Raw genomic sequence first — 16,889 nt, 5'->3', positions numbered from 1 at the left:
TGCAGCCGTTGACAGACCTTCTCGCCGATGAAAATCGGACGCGTTCTTTCGTTTCTTCGGGCGGTCCAACGGGTAAGGAGGCAGTGGAACATACCCATTATCAATATGCCGCTGCCTTGCGGGTATCGGCTTTCAGAGGAGGACGGACCATGGAGCAAACCAGTAGCTTACATAGGGGAGAATACGGCTTGGCCGGCAAAACGGCTCTGATCACGGGAGCGAGTTCGGGAATAGGCAAAGCGGCGGCGCTCAGACTCGCCAAGCTTGGGGTCAAGGTCTGCCTGGTGGACATCAGCAAGCAGCATGCCGAGGATGTCCAGGAAATTATTATGCGCAAGGGCGGGGAAGCGATTGTCGCGGAAGCGGACATTTCCGACCCGGAGCAGGTCCAAGCCGCATTCGGGAAGGTGCGGGACACGTGGGGACGACTTGATATCGTGCTCGCCAATGCGGGCATTAACGGCAAAATAGCGCCGATTGAGGATCTGGAGCCGGAGGAATGGGACGCTACCTTGCAGACCAATCTGAAAGGCACGTTTCTGACCGTAAAATATGCAGTGCCCCTGCTCAAAGAAAACGGGGGCAGCATCGTGATCACCAGTTCCATCAACGGAACCAGGATTTTTAAAAACTTCGGGTTTACGGCCTACAGCTCTTCCAAAGCGGGGCAAGTGGCCTTCGCCAAAATGGCGGCGCTTGAGCTGGCCCGCTATAAAATCCGCGTCAACGTGATTTGTCCCGGTTCGATCGACACGAACATTGAGGACAGTACGGAACGTACGCCGGAGCTGGAGGAAATCCGGATACCGGTGGAATATCCGGAAACGAGCATGCCGCTGGCGGACCGTCCCGGAACGGCGGATCAGGTGGCGGACCTGCTGGTCTTCCTAGGTTCCGACCTTTCCAGCCACGTTACGGGGACGGAAGTCTTCATCGACGGCGCGGAATCGCTTCTTTAACGGCCCGGGAGGGCCCCCTGCGGGGCGCTCCCTCTTTTTATAGCCGAAATATACACAGGTGCGGCGGAGCCGCATATCCTGCGTTCCCCTATCATACGCTTGTTATAAAGGGGGGGGACGGGTTGTATGATCGTATCCGTACATAAATGGCTGGAGAGGACCAAATTTCTCATTTTGTTCGTTACGCTGACTTATGTCCTGTACCGGGTGTTTGCCCTGTTTTCGTTGTGGGTCGAACCGGTTGACAAGTACCGCCATCCCAGCGGCACGTCGGTTAAAGTGTTCCAGCAGCACGCGGTTCAGACGGAAGGCAGCGAGAGTATGGCAGCGAGGCTCCGTTTGTTTTATTGGTACGGGGAATAAAGAGGAATTATCGGTTTTGTGACGAATGGTATATAGACTTAAAACCGGCTAGCTTAGAAATGCCATGAAGGAGCAAGGAAACTTGAGAGAAGATCTGGAAGTATTCATGGACTATCTGGAACATGAGAAAGGTTTGTCCCGGAATACGCTCGAATCGTATGCTCGGGATCTGCAGCAGTATATAGAATTTCTGGAGCACCAGAACATCCGGACGCTGGGCGAGACGAGCAAGGTGCATGTGGTCAGCTACATCTCCCGTCTCAAGCAGCTCGGGCGGGCTACGGCGACCCAGTCCCGGACGCTTGTTTCGATCCGTTCCTTGTACGGTTATATGATCCGCTGCGGCAGGATGGATTTCGACCCTACGCGCGATATCGAGAATCCGAAGCAGGAGAAGAAACTGCCCCAGGTGCTGACCATGGACGAAATGGAGCGCCTGCTCGCGGCGCCTCAGTCTGACACGAGCAACGGCATCCGGGACAAGGCCATGCTCGAGGTGCTGTATGCGACCGGCATCCGGGTATCGGAGCTGATCAGCCTGGATGTCGGCGACGTCAACACGAGCCTCGGATTTGTCCGCTGCGTCGGAAGCGGGGCCAAAGAGCGGATTATTCCGCTCGGAAGCATGGCCGCCAAAGTGGTCGACGAGTATGTGTCCGCCTCGCGGCCGCAGCTGATGAAGGCGCACAAGCCGGAAACGGCCTTGTTCGTGAATCACCTCGGTACGCGCATGACCCGCCAGGGCTTCTGGAAAATGCTTAAGCGATACGCCGCGGACGCCGAAGTGGACAAGGACATTACGCCGCACACTTTGAGGCACTCCTTCGCCACGCATCTTTTGGAGAACGGGGCGGATCTGCGCTCGGTGCAGGAAATGCTGGGCCATGCCGACCTTTCCACTACCCAGGTGTATACGCATGTGACGAAGTCGAAGATGAAGGAAGTTTACGACCGGACGCATCCGAGAGCGAAAATGACGTAAACGGTTACCCGGCCCCTTAAGGGGCTTTTCCTTTTGCCGGTCCGGAAGATTACTTTAATGCGTCAATGCGGCATTGGGTATTTTTGCATCCCGGAGGCAATAATGAGATAATGTCCATGCTGTTTTTTGCCTTACATAAAAAATTACCAGGCTGTAACCCGCATTTGACAACCGGAGGGGGTTGTCCAAATGAACAACTTTAGTCAAGGAATTCTAATAATCGGACACAATAAGAGAGGAAGTGTTCTTACATGAGCACAGAAAAACAACGCGTCACCGAAGCGGCGGCCTATATCGAGCAGAAGCTCGGCTTCCGTCCGACCGTCGGTCTCATTCTCGGCTCCGGACTCGGCGTCCTGGCCGACCTTATCGAAGAAGCGGTCGTTATCGACTACAGCGATATCCCGCACTTCCCGGTTTCGACCGTGGAAGGTCATGCGAGCGAGCTGGTGGCCGGCACGATCAAAGGCAGACAAGTCGTCATGATGAAAGGCCGCTTCCATCAATATGAAGGCTACGGCGCGGAAACGGTCGCATTTCCGGTACGCGTCATGAAAGACCTTGGCGTTCAGACGCTCATCGTAACCAACGCGGCGGGCGGCGTGAATACGTCTTACGAAGTGGGCGATCTGATGGTGATTCAGGATCATATCAATTTCATGTTCCGCAATCCGCTCATCGGTCCTAACGACGACGAGCTCGGAGTTCGCTTCCCGGATATGTCGGAAGCTTACAGCAGAAGGCTGGGCAAGCTTGCGCACAGCGTTGCCGAGAAGCAGAATTTCTCGCTGCGCGAAGGGGTTTACCTCGGCCTTCTCGGACCGACTTACGAAACTCCGGCCGAAATCCGCATGATCCGTACGCTCGGAGCGGACGCCGTCGGCATGTCGACCGTGCCGGAAGTGATCGTCGCCCGCCACGCCGGCATCGAGGTGCTCGGTTTCTCCTGCATCTCGAACATGGCCGCGGGCATCCTGGACCAGCCGCTTTCCCACCAGGAAGTGATGGAGACGACGGAGAAGGTCAAGCCGAAGTTTCTTCAGCTGGTTCTCGGTATTATCGAGGAATTGTAGGCTTTACGCAACCGGCTTTGCTTCGGGCCGCTGACGGTCCGAAACGGCCTGCGGATCAAAATATCACGGAATTGTCACAAATTATTCGAAGTTTGCCTCAGGAAAGGATTAGGCAATTTCCGTTATTTTAGGTACAATAATTAGGTAATTACGCGATGGGGGGATCTTCATGTACAAGTGGATCATGTTTGTACTATTTATCGGCGCGAGTGCTATGGGAGTGGGTTTCCTCTTTCAAGATATCAATGCCCGACAAGCGGAAAGAGCCGCGGAAGAAACAGCCGGCGCTTCTCTCAAAATTGCAGCATCCAACTGGAAATTCGATCAAGCGGAGTACAAAATTCCGAAAGGCCAGACCAAAGTTTCTCTCATCCTGAAAGAAGGCGTGCACGCCATCGACATTACGGGTGAAGGCGTTGACGTTAAGCTGGACGGAACGAACAAGTCCCAGGAAGTGAACTTCGAGAAGCCGGGCAAATACGAAATTAAGTGTATCCTGCCTTGCGGCGAAGGCCACAACGATATGAAGTCGGTGCTGGTGGTCGAATAAGCGGTAGTTCGGTTTTAAAAAGGGGCCCTGGAGGGCTCCTTTTTATTTGTCCAAGCGGAGGGAAGTTTTGCTAAATCTAGTAAACCCCGTTAGCAAATAACGGCGATCAATAGTATAATAGTTAAATTAAGCTGTTTGTTACGAACTGCAAAAGGTCAGGTTATTCAGGCCTCTTCAAGTCGCGTGCCCGTCAGGAAGCATGCGGCCTTTTTCAGCCGTGCCCTTTTTGGTTCGTTAATTAAAGGAAAGCATCAGTAACTAGGGGGGAGTAAGAGTGGCGCGAGCACGGCGTTTCAGTATCCGGTGGAAAATTATGTCCGGCTATCTGCTTATCTTGATCTGCCTGGCAGCCTCGATTTTTGCCGTAAACGGACGGATTGTATCTTTGCAGAAAGAGATCGACTTTGTCACGGAACACGACATTCAGGTCCATGATTTGACGTCGGAGGTTGAGAAGCAGCTTCTCGACATGGAAACGGGGCAGCGGGGGTACGTCATTACCGGGGATGACCGTTATCTGGAGCCTTACGAGAAAGCGCAGGCAAACTGGCTGGCGGATTACGATACGCTTCACGGTCTTGTTGCCGACAATCCTTCCCAGCAGAAACGGCTGGAGGAATTGCGGTCCGTTATCGAGAAATGGATCGCGGAAGCGGGACAGCCTGTCATTGCGTGGAAAAAAGCCGGAAACGCTTCGCAAATCCAGCAATATTTTCAGGAGGACCCCGGTAAAAAATATATGGACCGCATCCGGGTCATGATCGACACCTTCCGCAGTACGGAAACCAAATTGACCCTAGACCGGGTGGCTAATCTGGACGAGCGGAACAAGGATATGCGCAGCGCGCTGTACCTCATGATGCTCGGCGTGGCCGTTGTAGCCGTCGCGACCGCGATCCTGATCTCCCGGTCGATTCAGGGGACGATCAGGAAGGTGATTCGCGCCATCAACCATCTGGCTTCGTCGGACGGGGATCTTTCCGAACGGATCGAGGTCAAGTCACGCGATGAAATACGCGACCTCGGTGATGCGACGAACCGTCTGCTCGACAATGTGCAGCGGGAAACCGAGGAGAAAACGCAGGTGGCCGAGTTGACGACCGCTCTGCAAGGTTTTACGGACACGGCGGCTTTGTCCGACATGTTCGTACGCAAAGCGGCGGAACTGTTCAACGCCCCGTACGGCGTGGTGTACATGCTTCACACCGTAGATGGGGAGTACGGCCTTCACCGGGTGGCGGCGTACGCGTCCGATGGCGGAAACGGGGAGCGCTCCCGCATGTTTAAACCCGGCGAAGGTCTCGTCGGACAGTGCGCGGAGGAAAACCGGATGCTGGCTGTCGATCACCTGCCGGAAAACTACGTGACGGTCCGTTCCGGCCTCGGAGAAGCGGCGCCGCGGTATATTCTGATTGCCCCGGCTTCTTTCAAAGGTTCGGTTACGGCCGTGGTGGAATTTGCCTCCTTCGAACCGTTTACGGCTTCTCAGCGCCAAGTATTGAGAGAGCTTCTCACTTCGTTCGGCATCATACTTAACAGTGTGGGAAGCCGCATGGAAGTAGAGCGCCTTCTTCAGGAATCCAGAGTCATGGCGGAGGAGCTTCAAGTCCAGTCCGAAGAGCTGCGCACCCAGACGGAAGAAATGCAGGTCACGAACGAAGAACTCGAAGCCCAGTACCGGGTATCGGAACAAAAAACGCTGGAGCTTGAGCAGGCGTCGCTGGAACTTCAAGCCAAAGCGGAGCAGGTCCAGCTGGCTTCCCAATACAAATCGGAATTTCTGGCAAATATGTCCCACGAGCTGCGGACTCCGCTGAACAGTATGCTGCTGCTGTCGCAGTTCCTCGCCGAAAATCAGAACAACACGCTGAGCGAAGAGGAACTCGATTACGTGGAGCTGATTCAAAAAGCGGGCAACGATTTGCTCGCGCTCATCAACGACGTTCTCGACCTTTCCAAAGTCGAAGCGGGCAAGCTGGAAGTGAATTACGAACCGTTCAATTTAACGGAGCTGCCCGACAAAATGGAACATCTTTTCGGCAAAATGTTGGAGGACAAAGGCGTAGCGTTCAAACGTACCATGGAGCCCGGACTGCCGGAAATCATCCAGACCGACGGACAGCGGCTGGAGCAAATCGTCAAGAATCTGCTGTCGAATGCGGTTAAATTTACACATTACGGCGAGGTAACCCTGTCGCTGCGGCGGGCGAAGGAAGAGGAAGAGAATCACTTGCTGCCGGGCCTCGACTGGACGACGGCACTGGCGATATCCGTCCGCGATACGGGCATCGGCATCCCGCAGGACAAGCAGGAACATGTCTTCGAGGCATTCAGGCAGGCGGACGGAGCGACAAGCCGGCAGTATGGAGGCACGGGACTCGGACTTTCCATTTCCCGCGATCTGGCCGGTCTGCTGAACGGCTGCATCCATCTGGCGAGCGAGGAAGGAGCGGGAAGCACGTTCACGCTGTATATCTGCTGCCTGGACCGGGCGGATACGGCTGGTATGGAAGCGGCGTCCGCACTGGAAGCGGAGGCGTCTGCCCCGCCGGCGCCCGCGAAGCCGAAGCGCGAGGCCGCCGGCCGAACCGGAACGATTATCGCCGGCAAAACCGTGCTTATCGTGGATGACGATCCCCGCAACGTCACGGCGCTCGGCGTAGCGCTGGAAAGCAGGGGAATGCGCGTGCTGACGGCAGGCGACGGGATCGAATGTCTGGCGCTGATGGACCATACGCCGGATATCGACGTCGTGCTGATGGACATTATGATGCCGGGGATGGACGGGTATGAGGCGATGACCCGCATTCGGGAACGCGCAGAGTGGGCGGATCTTCCGCTTATTGCCGTCACGGCCAAAGCGATGAAGAACGACCGGGATAAATGTATCGATGCCGGTGCGTCCGACTATATCTCCAAGCCGGTAGATTTGAATCAGCTGATCTCTCTGCTGAATGTATGGCTGAACGAAAACTGAAAATTCGTCACGGATGAAGAGCGCGGCCGAGGAGCCCGCTCTTTTTTTGTTGAAGTCTTTTGTCAGGATAGGGAATCACTGGAATATTTTTGTCCGGTTCCGTCAAGACTGCTTAATGAAATTCCCGGTTTACATACTAGCCACCCAGTTTGTGAATCGTATGTCTAATTGTTGAGCAGGAGGGGTAGAAGACGATGTGGAAGAAAATGAGCTGTGCGGTTCTGGCGCTGAGTCTGCTGCTGTCCGCAGCCGGACCGGCCGTATGGGCCAAGGAGGAGAAGCCTCAGCAGGTTGATCTCGCTCCCAATGCGCAATCGGCCGTTCTAATGGATGCGGATTCGGGCGAAATTATTGTGAACAAGAACATGGATACCAAGCTTCCGCCGGCCAGTATCACGAAAATTATGACCATGCTTCTCATCATGGAAGCCGTAGCCAGCGGAAAAATCAAGATGACGGATAAGGTAAGCACCAGTGAATATGCGGCTTCGATGGGCGGCTCGCAGATTTTCCTGGAGCCGGGCGAAGAGATGAGCGTGGAAGAAATGCTCAAAGGTATCGCGATGGCTTCGGGCAACGATGCGTCCGTAGCGATGGCCGAGAAGCTGGCGGGCTCGGAGGAAAACTTCGTCGCGATGATGAATGAGCGCGCCAAGCAGCTCGGAATGAACAACACCCATTTCTCCAACTGCAACGGACTGCCGACGGAAAATCATTATACTTCCGCGCACGATATCGCGATTATGTCGCGGGAACTTCTCAAACATACCGGCATCACGAAGTTTACCGGCAACTACCAGGACCATCTGCGGAAAGATTCCGCGAAACCGTTCTGGCTCGTCAATACAAACAAGCTCGTCCGTTTCTATTCGGGAGCCGACGGCTTGAAGACCGGCTATACGAGCGAAGCGAAGTTCTGCTTGTCGGCAACCGCCATCCGTGACGGGTTTCGCGTGATTGCCGTCGTGCTCGGAGAACCGAACACGAAAACCCGCAATGCTGAAGTGACGAAGCTGTTCGACTACGCGTTTGCCCAGTACAGCAATTTCCCGATCTTCAAAGCCGGAGACGCCCTGGGGGAGCTTAAGATCAGCAAGGGCGATGTCGCTTCGGTGCCTCTGACCGCAGCGCGTTCTTACAGCATTCTGATGAAAAAAGGCGAAGGCAAAGAAGGAATCCGCCACGAGCTCCAGCTCAGCCAGGATCTGAAGCCGCCGATCGCCAAAGGGCAGCCTATCGGCAAAATCGTGGTGTATAAGAACAACGAAGTGCTGACCGAATACCCGATCGAGTCTCCCGCCGATGTCAAAAAAGCCGGCTGGTGGACGCTTATGAAGCGTTCGGCTCGCAGCCTGTTCGGCGGAGAATAAAGTCGTATTTTCCCGCTTCCGAAGAGCTTTTGGCGCTTTTCTTCTAGTTTTGTCAGCAGGCAGGAAATGCCAAAGGGATTGTAGAACTTGTGAGTCATGTGGGAAGGAGTGACATGGCACATGAGTTTGCAAATCGAATTTGAGCACAGAAGTAAAGCGCTGGTCGTTCGTCTGAAAGGGGAACTGGATCACCATACGGCCGATGTGGTCAAAACCCGCATGGAAGATGCCATTTTCCGGCAGGATACCAAGCACCTCATTTTGAGTCTGAAGGATCTTTCCTTCATGGACAGCTCGGGTTTGGGTGTCATTCTCGGGCGCTACAAGCAGATTACGGGCAAGGGCGGACGCATGGTGGTTTGCGACATCTCTCCGGAAGTTTACCGCTTGTTCGAATTGTCGGGCATGTTCAAGATCGTAACGATTGAAGACAACGAGAGATCCGCGATCTCCAGTCTGGAGGTCGCGTTATGAGCGAATCGAATTTCATGAAGCTCCAATTCGCCAGCAAGTCCGAGAATGAGGCTTTCGCGCGTGTCGCCGTCGCTTCGTTCATCTCCCAGCTCGATCCGACCATGAACGAGTTGACGGATATTAAGACCGTCATTTCGGAGGCGGTAACGAACTGCATTATCCACGGCTATGATAATAAACCCGACGGAGTCGTAACGATCGTGACGGAAATTGTGGATGATGAGGTCTACATCACGGTGGAAGACAACGGAGCGGGAATCGAAGATCTGGAAGAAGCCAAGCAGCCGCTGTATACGTCCAAGCCGGAGCTGGAAAGGTCCGGAATGGGATTTACCATTATGGAAAACTTTATGGATGAGGTCGACGTGGTTACCGAAGTCGGTACCGGCACCCGCATCCGGATGAAGAAAAGAATTGAATCCAAAAAAGCTTTGGTAAACTAGGGGTTTGATACGATGGATGTCGATTTGAAAGGTTCCTCGCACAGTTTCCTGGATGATAGTGAAGTCAAGCGTTTGATCGCACTCAGCCAATCGGGAGATTCGCTCGCCCGGGAACGGCTGGTTAACTCCAACATCCGGCTCGTCTGGTCCGTCGTTCAGCGTTTTCTGAACCGCGGCTACGAAGCCGAGGATTTGTTTCAAATCGGCTGCATCGGACTGCTCAAATCGGTGGACAAGTTCGACTTGTCCTACGATGTGAAGTTTTCGACCTATGCGGTTCCGATGATTATCGGAGAGATCCAGCGGTTTCTCCGTGACGACGGAACGCTGAAAGTCAGCCGATCGCTTAAAGAACTGGCCAGCAAAATCCGCAAGACCAAGGACGAGCTCTCCAAAGGCATGAACCGCCTTCCGACGATCAAGGAGGTCGCGGATGCGCTGGGGATTACGCCGGAGGAAGTCGTCTTCGCCCAGGAGGCGAGCAAGCCGCTCTCCTCGATCCATGAAACGGTTTTTGAGAACGATGGGGATCCCATCACGCTGATGGACCAGATCGCCGACGAAACCCAGGATAAATGGTTTGAGAAACTGGCTCTTAACGAAGCCATCGGCGCTCTTAACGAACGGGAGCGGCTGATCGTGTATCTCCGGTATTTCAGGGATCAGACGCAGTCGGAGGTCGCCAGCAGGCTCGGCATTTCACAGGTCCAGGTATCCAGGCTGGAGAAAAAAATCTTACAATCCATAAAAGACCAGATCGCTCAATAGCGTTCTGGTCTTTTTTTCTTTTTCCCGTAGCGGACGCAAAAAAAATCCACGATACGTTCGCCCGCCGGGAGCTGTAACGTTTCGTGGACCCGTCCCCGATTTCTCTCCGGAGCAGGGCCGGAGAGAATGCCTGGTTAACGTACGGCCGCATCGTCCCGGAAGAAGAACGAAAGGCTGTAGATACCCGCCAATCCGACCAGTGTATAAATGATACGGCTGAAGGCGGAAGAGGTGCGGTGCACTTCACCGCCGAAAATCGCGGATACCAGATCCCACTCGAAGATACCTACGAGGAGCCAATTCAGCGCGCCTACGATAATCAGGGTAAGAGCAATTCGAGACATGGGTGTTCACCACCTGTTTGGAAGTTGGAAAAGCTTGTTCGTTCCTAATGTTCCTCGGCGGGAATTTTTTTATGCATGCGGGATTTAAACGGAGGATGCGCCGCGGGCAAAGTTTGGGAGCCTTTTCTTGGATGATTCTGCCGAATGCGCCGCATACTACTGGCAAAAGGATGTTTTGGGGGGATGAGGGTTGAATCAAACCGCAGACGCCTGTCTCTATATCCGCTTGCGCCGCAGAATACGGGTACCCGCACGGGAACCGGTCACCTTGGGGAGGGTCGCCCAGATGATTGTAGAGCCCGCGTATGAAAGCACGCTTCGGGGGCTTGTTCTGGTCCACCCGAAAGTCAAGGACGGCAACCGTATTCTGATCGATATGCTCAGCATCGTGGCGGCTGTCAAAAACGTGCACCCTAATCTGCAAATCGAACATTTCGGCGAGCCGCATACGCTCGTGGAGATCGATTCCGGTACTCGTAAACCCAATCTATTGTTTCTAGCGGCCGTTTGGGTTCTGCTTTTTATCGGATCGGGCCTTACGATTATGAATTTTCATGCGGACGTAAGCATGCTGGAGGTGCATCAGCGGGTGTATGAGCTTGTAACCGGCAAAAAGACCGAGCATCCGCTGTTTCTGCAAATTCCGTATTCGCTTGGTATCGGAATCGGCATGGCGGTTTTTTTTAATCACTTTTTTAAGAAAAAATTCAACGAAGAGCCGAGCCCGCTCGAAGTTGAGATGTTTACCTATCAGGAAAATATCGACCGCTATACGATAGCCGAAGAATATCAGTCTTTAAACCGCTCGAAGCGGGAGTCTTCCCCATGATCACGCTGCTGGGCTGGTCTGCCGCGGTCGTGACAGGACTTGCCGGGGGGATCGCGGTCGGCAGCGGCATGGTGGCTTTCCTGCTCGTGCTGGATATCATACCGCGGCTGCTTCAGGTAAGCCGGGCTCAAAACCGCATCCGCAGCTGCGAGATCGCAGTCATTGCCGGTTCGCTGGTTTTTACCTTGATGGATTTCTTTAACTGGAAGCTGTCCGCTCCTGTCTGGTGGACCGGTGTTTTCGGGCTGTTTGCGGGAGCGTTTATAGGCATGCTGTCCGCGGCCTTGACGGAAATCATCAATGTCCTCCCGGTTCTCGCCAAACGGGTGGGCATGACGTCCTATATGGTATGGCTGCTCACGGCCATGATTGCAGGCAAGGTTTTGGGCTCCTTGTTCGAATGGTTTATTTATTGAGGCTGAGGAGGAGTACGCATGAAAAAGCTGATCGGTAAGATGATGGTGAAAGATAAAGACCGCAGGCACGGGGGGACAGGGGAAATTTCCGGTTACGGTTCCGGCTCCGGCTCCGACGCAGATGACAGGTCTAAAGCTCCCGCCCTCCAGATCGATGAGGAAGGCAACGTTTTTGCCGCTCCGGAGATGGAGATGAATGACCTGTCGGGCACGGAGCTGAACGAAGACGCCGGGGATAGCGGGCGTGAGGATCAGTTGCAAAGCCGGGCGAATGCCCCGGAAGAGGCTCCGGAAAATGAAGCGTCCGGACGGGAAAGACAGGAACCGGCGCAAGGAGCCGGAGAACCGGACGAATTCCGGAGTGAATCAGGGGGAGGCGGATCCGCCTCCGGATTACGATCCGAAACCCGTGACGACAATTCCGGCGGCGCTGCCCGATCCGGCAAAGGGTCCGAAGCAAGAAAAGGGTTCCGGGCCGGACCGCGGACCCCGGAAGAATCCCCGGGCCGTGAAAGCGGAAGCAAGGAGCAGGACCATTCCGGCGGCATGCCGGAAGAAGAGGCTTTTGGGATCAAAAAGCTGTTGCAGGATGGGAACAAGGGTCCTATTCAAGCTTCTTTCTCCCGGAAGCGCTCGGCTGCGGATCAAGGCGGCGGAAAGCAGCCCCCGAACTCCGAAGGCCATGGCGAGGCGCCAAACGTCAGACGCAGCGAGGACGCCGGGCAGCAGAAGCAGGCTTCCGGGGCAAAGGGGATTAAACAAGGCCGGAAGGGCAAGGGGCCGTCCAACGGCAAGGCTTCCAAACCGGTAGACGACCCGATCCCGCTCTCGATGCAGGAAGTCAAGGATATGCTGGAAGAGCGTTCGGGCCTGGGAACATCGTTTGACCTTGTGCTGCGCGAGATGGTGTTCGGTTCGATCCGGGTCGGTTTTTACTACGTAAACGGACTGGCCAAAGACCAGGTGCTCACCATGGTCCTGGACCGGCTAAGTTACGCGGACCACGCCGCGATGGAGAATAATCCGGCCGAGAGCCTCAAAGAATATCTCATTCCGCACATCCAAGTGTCGCCGTACCAGACGATGAAAGAAGTCATCGGCCAGGTCATGACCGGGGCGACCGGCGTTTTTATCGAAGGCGAAAAGACGGCGCTCGTCGTCGACGCCAAAAACTTCCCCGTCCGTTCGACAGAAGAGCCTGACCTCGAAAGAGTCGTGCGCGGCTCAAGGGACGGATTCGTGGAAACGCTTATGACGAACGTGGCACTTGTGAGAAGAAGGGTCCGCGACCCGAAGCTGCGGGTCGAAATTATGCAGGTGGGGAAGCGGACCAGCACCGATATCTGCATCGGTTATATCGACGATATCGCGAATCCGAAGCTGGTTGAGGCCATCCGTGACAAAGTCAAGAACGTGGATCTTGACGGAATTCCGCTGGCCGAGAAGCAGCTGGAGGAAGCAATCGTAGCGAAAGGCTGGAACCCCTATCCTCTGGTCCGGTATACGGAGAGGCCCGATGTGGCGTCCGCCCATCTGCTGGAGGGGCACGTTATCTTGATGTCCGACACTTCGCCGAGTGTCATGATCATGCCGTCGACGTTCTTCCATCATCTCCAGCATGCGGAAGAGTATCGGCAGCTTCCGATTATCGGTTCCTATCTGCGCTGGGTCCGTTTTCTGGGGATATTGGCTTCGTTGTTTCTTCTGCCGCTTTGGTACTTGATGGTACTAGAACCCGGTCTCAAACCGACCGGCCTGGAGTTTATCGGACCGCAAAATCCGGGCAAAATCCCGGTACTCATCCAGTTTCTTCTGGCCGAACTCGGGATCGATCTGATGCGGATGGCTTCCGTCCATACGCCGACGCCTTTGTCCGTTGCCATGGGGCTGGTCGCGGCCATTCTCATCGGTGACATTGCCGTTAAAACGGGGCTGTTCACGAATGAAATTATATTCTACATTTCAATCGCGACGATCGGCATGTTCGCCACCCCCAGCTATGAGCTGAGTTTAGCCAACCGGATCGTCCGGCTTATCCTGCTGTTTTCGGTGGCGCTCTTCAAAGTTCCGGGTTTTGTCATCGCAACTACGGTATGGCTGGCGTTCCTGTCCCTCCAGCGTTCGCATACGGCTCCCTACATGTGGCCTTTCCTTCCGTTCAATGCGATGGGGCTGCTGAACATCTTGTTCCGTCTGCCGGTTCTGAAGCACAAAACAAGGCTCAGCATCACGCGTTCCAAAGACGGAACCCGTCAGCCTGCGCCCGAATGACAGCGCGTCCTATCCGGCTTGCCCCCTTCCGTGAAAGTTGTATTGTCAGCTAAGTGACATTGTGTTACTTTAGTTAATAATGTAATGGAGAAACAAGACGGAAGCAGTCATGGATACGGATAACGAAGAGGGGAAACGGACGATGCATCTTCATGGAACAAGCCGAGTTAACGCTCTAGGCCATTTGGAAGTCGGCGGTGTGGATACCACGGAACTGGCCGCCCGCTATGGAACACCGTTATATGTTGTGGATGAGGCGCTCGTGCGCAGGCGCTGCCGCGAGTTTGTCGATGCTTTTCAGGCGTCCGGGTTAAAATTTCAGGTCGCTTACGCAAGCAAAGCGTTCTGTGTCATGGCGATGTGCCGCATCATAGCCGAGGAAGGACTGTCCCTGGACGTCGTATCCGACGGGGAGCTGTTTACGGCCCTTCAGGCGGGTTTTCCTCCCGAGCGCATACACTTCCACGGCAACAACAAGACGCCGGCCGAGATCGAAATGGCGCTTGACGCCGGAATCGGCTGTTTCGTCGTCGATAACTTCACGGAGCTCCGCATGCTGGATGCGATTGCAGGTTCGAAAGGCAAGCGCGTACCGATTCTGCTGAGAATAACACCGGGCGTCGAAGCCCATACGCACGAATATATTTCCACCGGCCAGATCGATTCCAAGTTCGGATTCGACCTCGGGAACGGGGCCGCTTTCGAAGCGGTCAAAGAATCCGCCGCGGCGGATCATCTGCTCCTGCTCGGCGTTCATTCCCATATCGGATCGCAAATTTTCGAGGTCGAAGGTTTCCGGGTGGCAGCCGAGAAGGTGGCCCAGTTTGCCTCGCAGGTACGGGATGAGCTGAACGTGGTTTTCTCGGTCATCAACCTGGGCGGCGGCTTCGGAATCCGCTATGTGGAAGGCGATACGCCTCTGCCGATGTCGACCTATGTCGAAGCGATCGCGGAAGCGGTCAAAACCCGCTTCGAGGCCGTTTCTTATCCGATGCCGGAGATCTGGATCGAACCGGGCCGGAGTATCGTCGGCGATGCCGGAACGACTTTGTACACCGTAGGAACGAACAAGGATATTCCCGGCGTTCGCAAATATGTTTCCGTTGACGGAGGCATGACGGATAATCCCCGCCCGGCCCTGTACCAGTCCCAGTACGAAGCGATGCTGGCGAACCGGGCTTCGGAACCGTCTCAGGAGACGGTCTCCATCGCGGGCAAGTGCTGCGAGAGCGGCGATATGCTGATCTGGGACGTGGAGCTTCCTCTCGTCGAGACGGGTGATATACTAGCCGTTGCCAGTACGGGAGCGTACAATTACTCCATGGCCAGCAACTACAACCGGATTCGCAGACCCGCCGTCGTATTCGTAAAAGACGGGATGGCCGACATGGCGGTCAAACGGGAAACGTACGAAGATCTGGTCCGCAACGATGTCGTGCCGGAACGGATGAAACAAATTCAGCCGGTCCGCTGATTTTCGTTCATAGACGGGCGTAACGTCCCGATAAAGGCTAAACAAGCCGGAGCACTCCCTCCGGCTTGTTTTTATACGCTTGGAAAGTCCTGCAGCGCAGCGAAGATAGTGAACGGTTTCCGTTAACGGACGGACGAACCTGACTCGTAAAAGTGACGCTTATTTGTACATCCATCCAATATGGAGTACAATGAAAGAGATTGCTTTCACAATCATGTACCCCGCAATCCAAGCAGGAACCGATACATAAAAGGAGAGTGTCCCACATGGCAAAACAAGCGAAAATCACGATGGCAGGCGGCGGCGAAGTGCTGATCGACCTCTTTGAAAAGGATGCCCCGAACACAGTGGCAAACTTCGAGAAACTGGCTAATTCCGGTTTCTACAACGGACTTAATTTCCACCGCGTTATTCCGGGCTTTGTAGCCCAAGGCGGCTGCCCTCAAGGCACCGGCACCGGCGGTCCCGGATACACAATCGACTGCGAAATCAACCCGAACAAACATGAGCGCGGAACGCTTGCAATGGCTCACGCCGGACGCAACACAGGCGGCAGCCAGTTCTACATCTGCTACCAGCCGCAGCCTCATCTTGACGGCCAGCACACGGTTTTCGGCAAAGTAACCAAAGGCATGGAATATGTGGACGCGTTCAAAGGCCGCGACACGATGGAGAAAGTTGAAATCGTCGAAGTGTAAGGAATGTATCCAAAAGCCCCTGGACAACCGCTGTAAGAAAGCGGCTGGTCAGGGGCTTTTCAGCATAAGGGCATCGCGGCGTATTTCCGCGTACGCAACATCCAGCAGGGAATCCACGCCGGCTTTAACGAGTTCGTCCCAGAGCCGCGCTTTATCCCATCCGCAGGCTGCCAATCCCTCTTGCAGTACACGGCCGCGCTCAATAACGGGGATCGCGTCAGAATTGCCTTGATATAGGTTTGCGAAGCCGACAGCCGCCATGTTTTTAGCTGGCTTCAGGCCATTTCGGGTGAAGTCTGTGTTCCTTTTCATTTTTCGGCTTCCCTTTCGTACAAGATGATCGCCCGGGTTACCGGGCACTTGCTTGAATATCCGGAGGGTTGAATACCCTTCTGTCCTTCCGCTGCAATCTCCATTTATGTGGGCCACATAAGCATCCTTCCTTGGTGTGAGACACGTTCCGCTTTTGTTCGGCATATCACCCATATGACAGACTTATCCAGCCTTTCCCCGATTCGGCCCTGCTTATACCGTTTTCCGACCGGACTAGTCAACTTGACACTTGCAATTTGGAAATGACAATGGTACTATTCAGTCAACAATCGAATAAGATTGAATCAATCCTTCGGGGCGGGGTGAAAGTCCCTACCGGCGGTGTTGCCGCAGTACCGGTTATCCGGTCTGCAGCTCAGTCCGTGACCCGGCTTGTCTCTTTTTTAAGCGTTCGAACGCAGGACAATCCGGCTGACTTGGTGAGAGTCCGAGACCGACAGTTAAAGTCTGGATGGGAGAAGGAGAACGAAACGATTCAGTCTGCATACGCAGCTTTACCTGCATTCGCGCAGAAAGGGCTTTTTTAGGTACATACGCGGCCTGGGTGGCCGGCTTATTTGTGCTC

Annotated in this window: 17 protein-coding genes and 1 riboswitch; of the genes, 15 read left to right on the top strand and 2 right to left on the bottom strand. The window is 54.7% G+C overall.

What is annotated here, in order from left to right:
- Window positions 1–149 precede the first annotated feature (149 nt).
- The 10 genes from ACI48J_RS17845 (at window position 150) to sigF (ending at window position 9,959) form a co-directional block, all read left to right on the top strand.
- Entirely contained in the window at window positions 150–959 is an 810-nt protein-coding gene (locus ACI48J_RS17845) for an SDR family oxidoreductase (RefSeq protein WP_405079543.1), read from the top strand.
- Between the two features lie 126 nt (window positions 960–1,085).
- Window positions 1,086–1,322, top strand: a complete 237-nt coding sequence (locus ACI48J_RS17840) for a DUF4227 family protein (RefSeq protein ID WP_326051886.1) — start codon at window positions 1,086–1,088, stop codon at window positions 1,320–1,322.
- 82 nt (window positions 1,323–1,404) lie between these two features.
- On the top strand, window positions 1,405–2,304 hold the full coding sequence (xerD, locus tag ACI48J_RS17835) for a site-specific tyrosine recombinase XerD (protein ID WP_405079542.1): 900 nt from the start codon (window positions 1,405–1,407) through the stop codon (window positions 2,302–2,304).
- A 251-nt stretch (window positions 2,305–2,555) separates the two neighbouring features.
- Window positions 2,556–3,377, top strand: a complete 822-nt coding sequence (locus tag ACI48J_RS17830; RefSeq protein WP_405079541.1) for a purine-nucleoside phosphorylase — start codon at window positions 2,556–2,558, stop codon at window positions 3,375–3,377.
- Window positions 3,378–3,546: 169 nt separating this feature from the next.
- Window positions 3,547–3,927: a hypothetical protein gene (locus ACI48J_RS17825; protein WP_009674411.1), complete on the top strand. Its 381-nt coding sequence runs from the start codon at window positions 3,547–3,549 to the stop codon at window positions 3,925–3,927.
- A 274-nt stretch (window positions 3,928–4,201) separates the two neighbouring features.
- Window positions 4,202–6,904, top strand: coding sequence for a CHASE3 domain-containing protein (locus ACI48J_RS17820; RefSeq protein WP_405079539.1), 2,703 nt, complete (start codon window positions 4,202–4,204; stop codon window positions 6,902–6,904).
- Window positions 6,905–7,098: 194 nt separating this feature from the next.
- Entirely contained in the window at window positions 7,099–8,274 is a 1,176-nt protein-coding gene (locus tag ACI48J_RS17815) for a D-alanyl-D-alanine carboxypeptidase family protein (RefSeq protein ID WP_405079538.1), read from the top strand.
- A gap of 120 nt (window positions 8,275–8,394) precedes the next feature.
- Complete coding sequence (gene spoIIAA, locus ACI48J_RS17810) at window positions 8,395–8,748, top strand: anti-sigma F factor antagonist (protein ID WP_009674398.1); 354 nt, start codon at window positions 8,395–8,397, stop codon at window positions 8,746–8,748.
- Window positions 8,745–9,191, top strand: coding sequence for an anti-sigma F factor (gene spoIIAB, locus ACI48J_RS17805; protein WP_009674418.1), 447 nt, complete (start codon window positions 8,745–8,747; stop codon window positions 9,189–9,191). Before spoIIAA ends, spoIIAB begins: the two co-directional genes overlap by 4 nt.
- A gap of 12 nt (window positions 9,192–9,203) precedes the next feature.
- Complete coding sequence (gene sigF / locus ACI48J_RS17800) at window positions 9,204–9,959, top strand: RNA polymerase sporulation sigma factor SigF (protein WP_009674438.1); 756 nt, start codon at window positions 9,204–9,206, stop codon at window positions 9,957–9,959.
- Window positions 9,960–10,093: 134 nt separating this feature from the next.
- Here the strand turns inward: sigF and ACI48J_RS17795 are convergent, their stop codons facing one another.
- Window positions 10,094–10,303 carry a DUF378 domain-containing protein gene (locus ACI48J_RS17795; protein ID WP_217556213.1) on the bottom strand — a complete coding sequence of 70 codons (210 nt, stop codon included), beginning with the start codon at window positions 10,301–10,303 and terminating at the stop codon, window positions 10,094–10,096.
- A 190-nt stretch (window positions 10,304–10,493) separates the two neighbouring features.
- On the opposite strand from ACI48J_RS17795, the gene ACI48J_RS17790 reads away from it, so the two are divergent.
- The 5 genes from ACI48J_RS17790 to ACI48J_RS17770 all read left to right on the top strand — a co-directional run bounded on the left by ACI48J_RS17790 (window position 10,494) and on the right by ACI48J_RS17770 (window position 15,991).
- Window positions 10,494–11,132: a stage V sporulation protein AA gene (locus ACI48J_RS17790; RefSeq protein WP_405079537.1), complete on the top strand. Its 639-nt coding sequence runs from the start codon at window positions 10,494–10,496 to the stop codon at window positions 11,130–11,132.
- Entirely contained in the window at window positions 11,129–11,548 is a 420-nt protein-coding gene (locus ACI48J_RS17785; RefSeq protein WP_326051892.1) for a stage V sporulation protein AB, read from the top strand. Before ACI48J_RS17790 ends, ACI48J_RS17785 begins: the two co-directional genes overlap by 4 nt.
- Window positions 11,549–11,566: 18 nt before the next feature.
- Window positions 11,567–13,819, top strand: coding sequence for a spore germination protein (locus tag ACI48J_RS17780; protein ID WP_405079536.1), 2,253 nt, complete (start codon window positions 11,567–11,569; stop codon window positions 13,817–13,819).
- A 142-nt stretch (window positions 13,820–13,961) separates the two neighbouring features.
- On the top strand, window positions 13,962–15,293 hold the full coding sequence (gene lysA / locus ACI48J_RS17775; protein WP_326051989.1) for a diaminopimelate decarboxylase: 1,332 nt from the start codon (window positions 13,962–13,964) through the stop codon (window positions 15,291–15,293).
- A gap of 266 nt (window positions 15,294–15,559) precedes the next feature.
- Window positions 15,560–15,991, top strand: coding sequence for a peptidylprolyl isomerase (locus tag ACI48J_RS17770; RefSeq protein ID WP_009674443.1), 432 nt, complete (start codon window positions 15,560–15,562; stop codon window positions 15,989–15,991).
- Window positions 15,992–16,039: 48 nt separating this feature from the next.
- Here the strand turns inward: ACI48J_RS17770 and ACI48J_RS17765 are convergent, their stop codons facing one another.
- A complete protein-coding gene (locus ACI48J_RS17765) occupies window positions 16,040–16,303 on the bottom strand; it encodes a hypothetical protein (RefSeq protein ID WP_405079535.1) in 264 nt (87 codons plus the stop codon).
- A gap of 305 nt (window positions 16,304–16,608) precedes the next feature.
- Window positions 16,609–16,791, top strand: a riboswitch (FMN riboswitch).
- Window positions 16,792–16,889: the final 98 nt, after the last annotated feature.

Source organism: Paenibacillus chitinolyticus, assembly GCF_045038035.1.
GTDB classification, from domain to species: domain Bacteria; phylum Bacillota; class Bacilli; order Paenibacillales; family NBRC-103111; genus Paenibacillus_F; species Paenibacillus_F chitinolyticus_A.
This window is presented reverse-complemented; position numbering and strand designations above follow the sequence as displayed.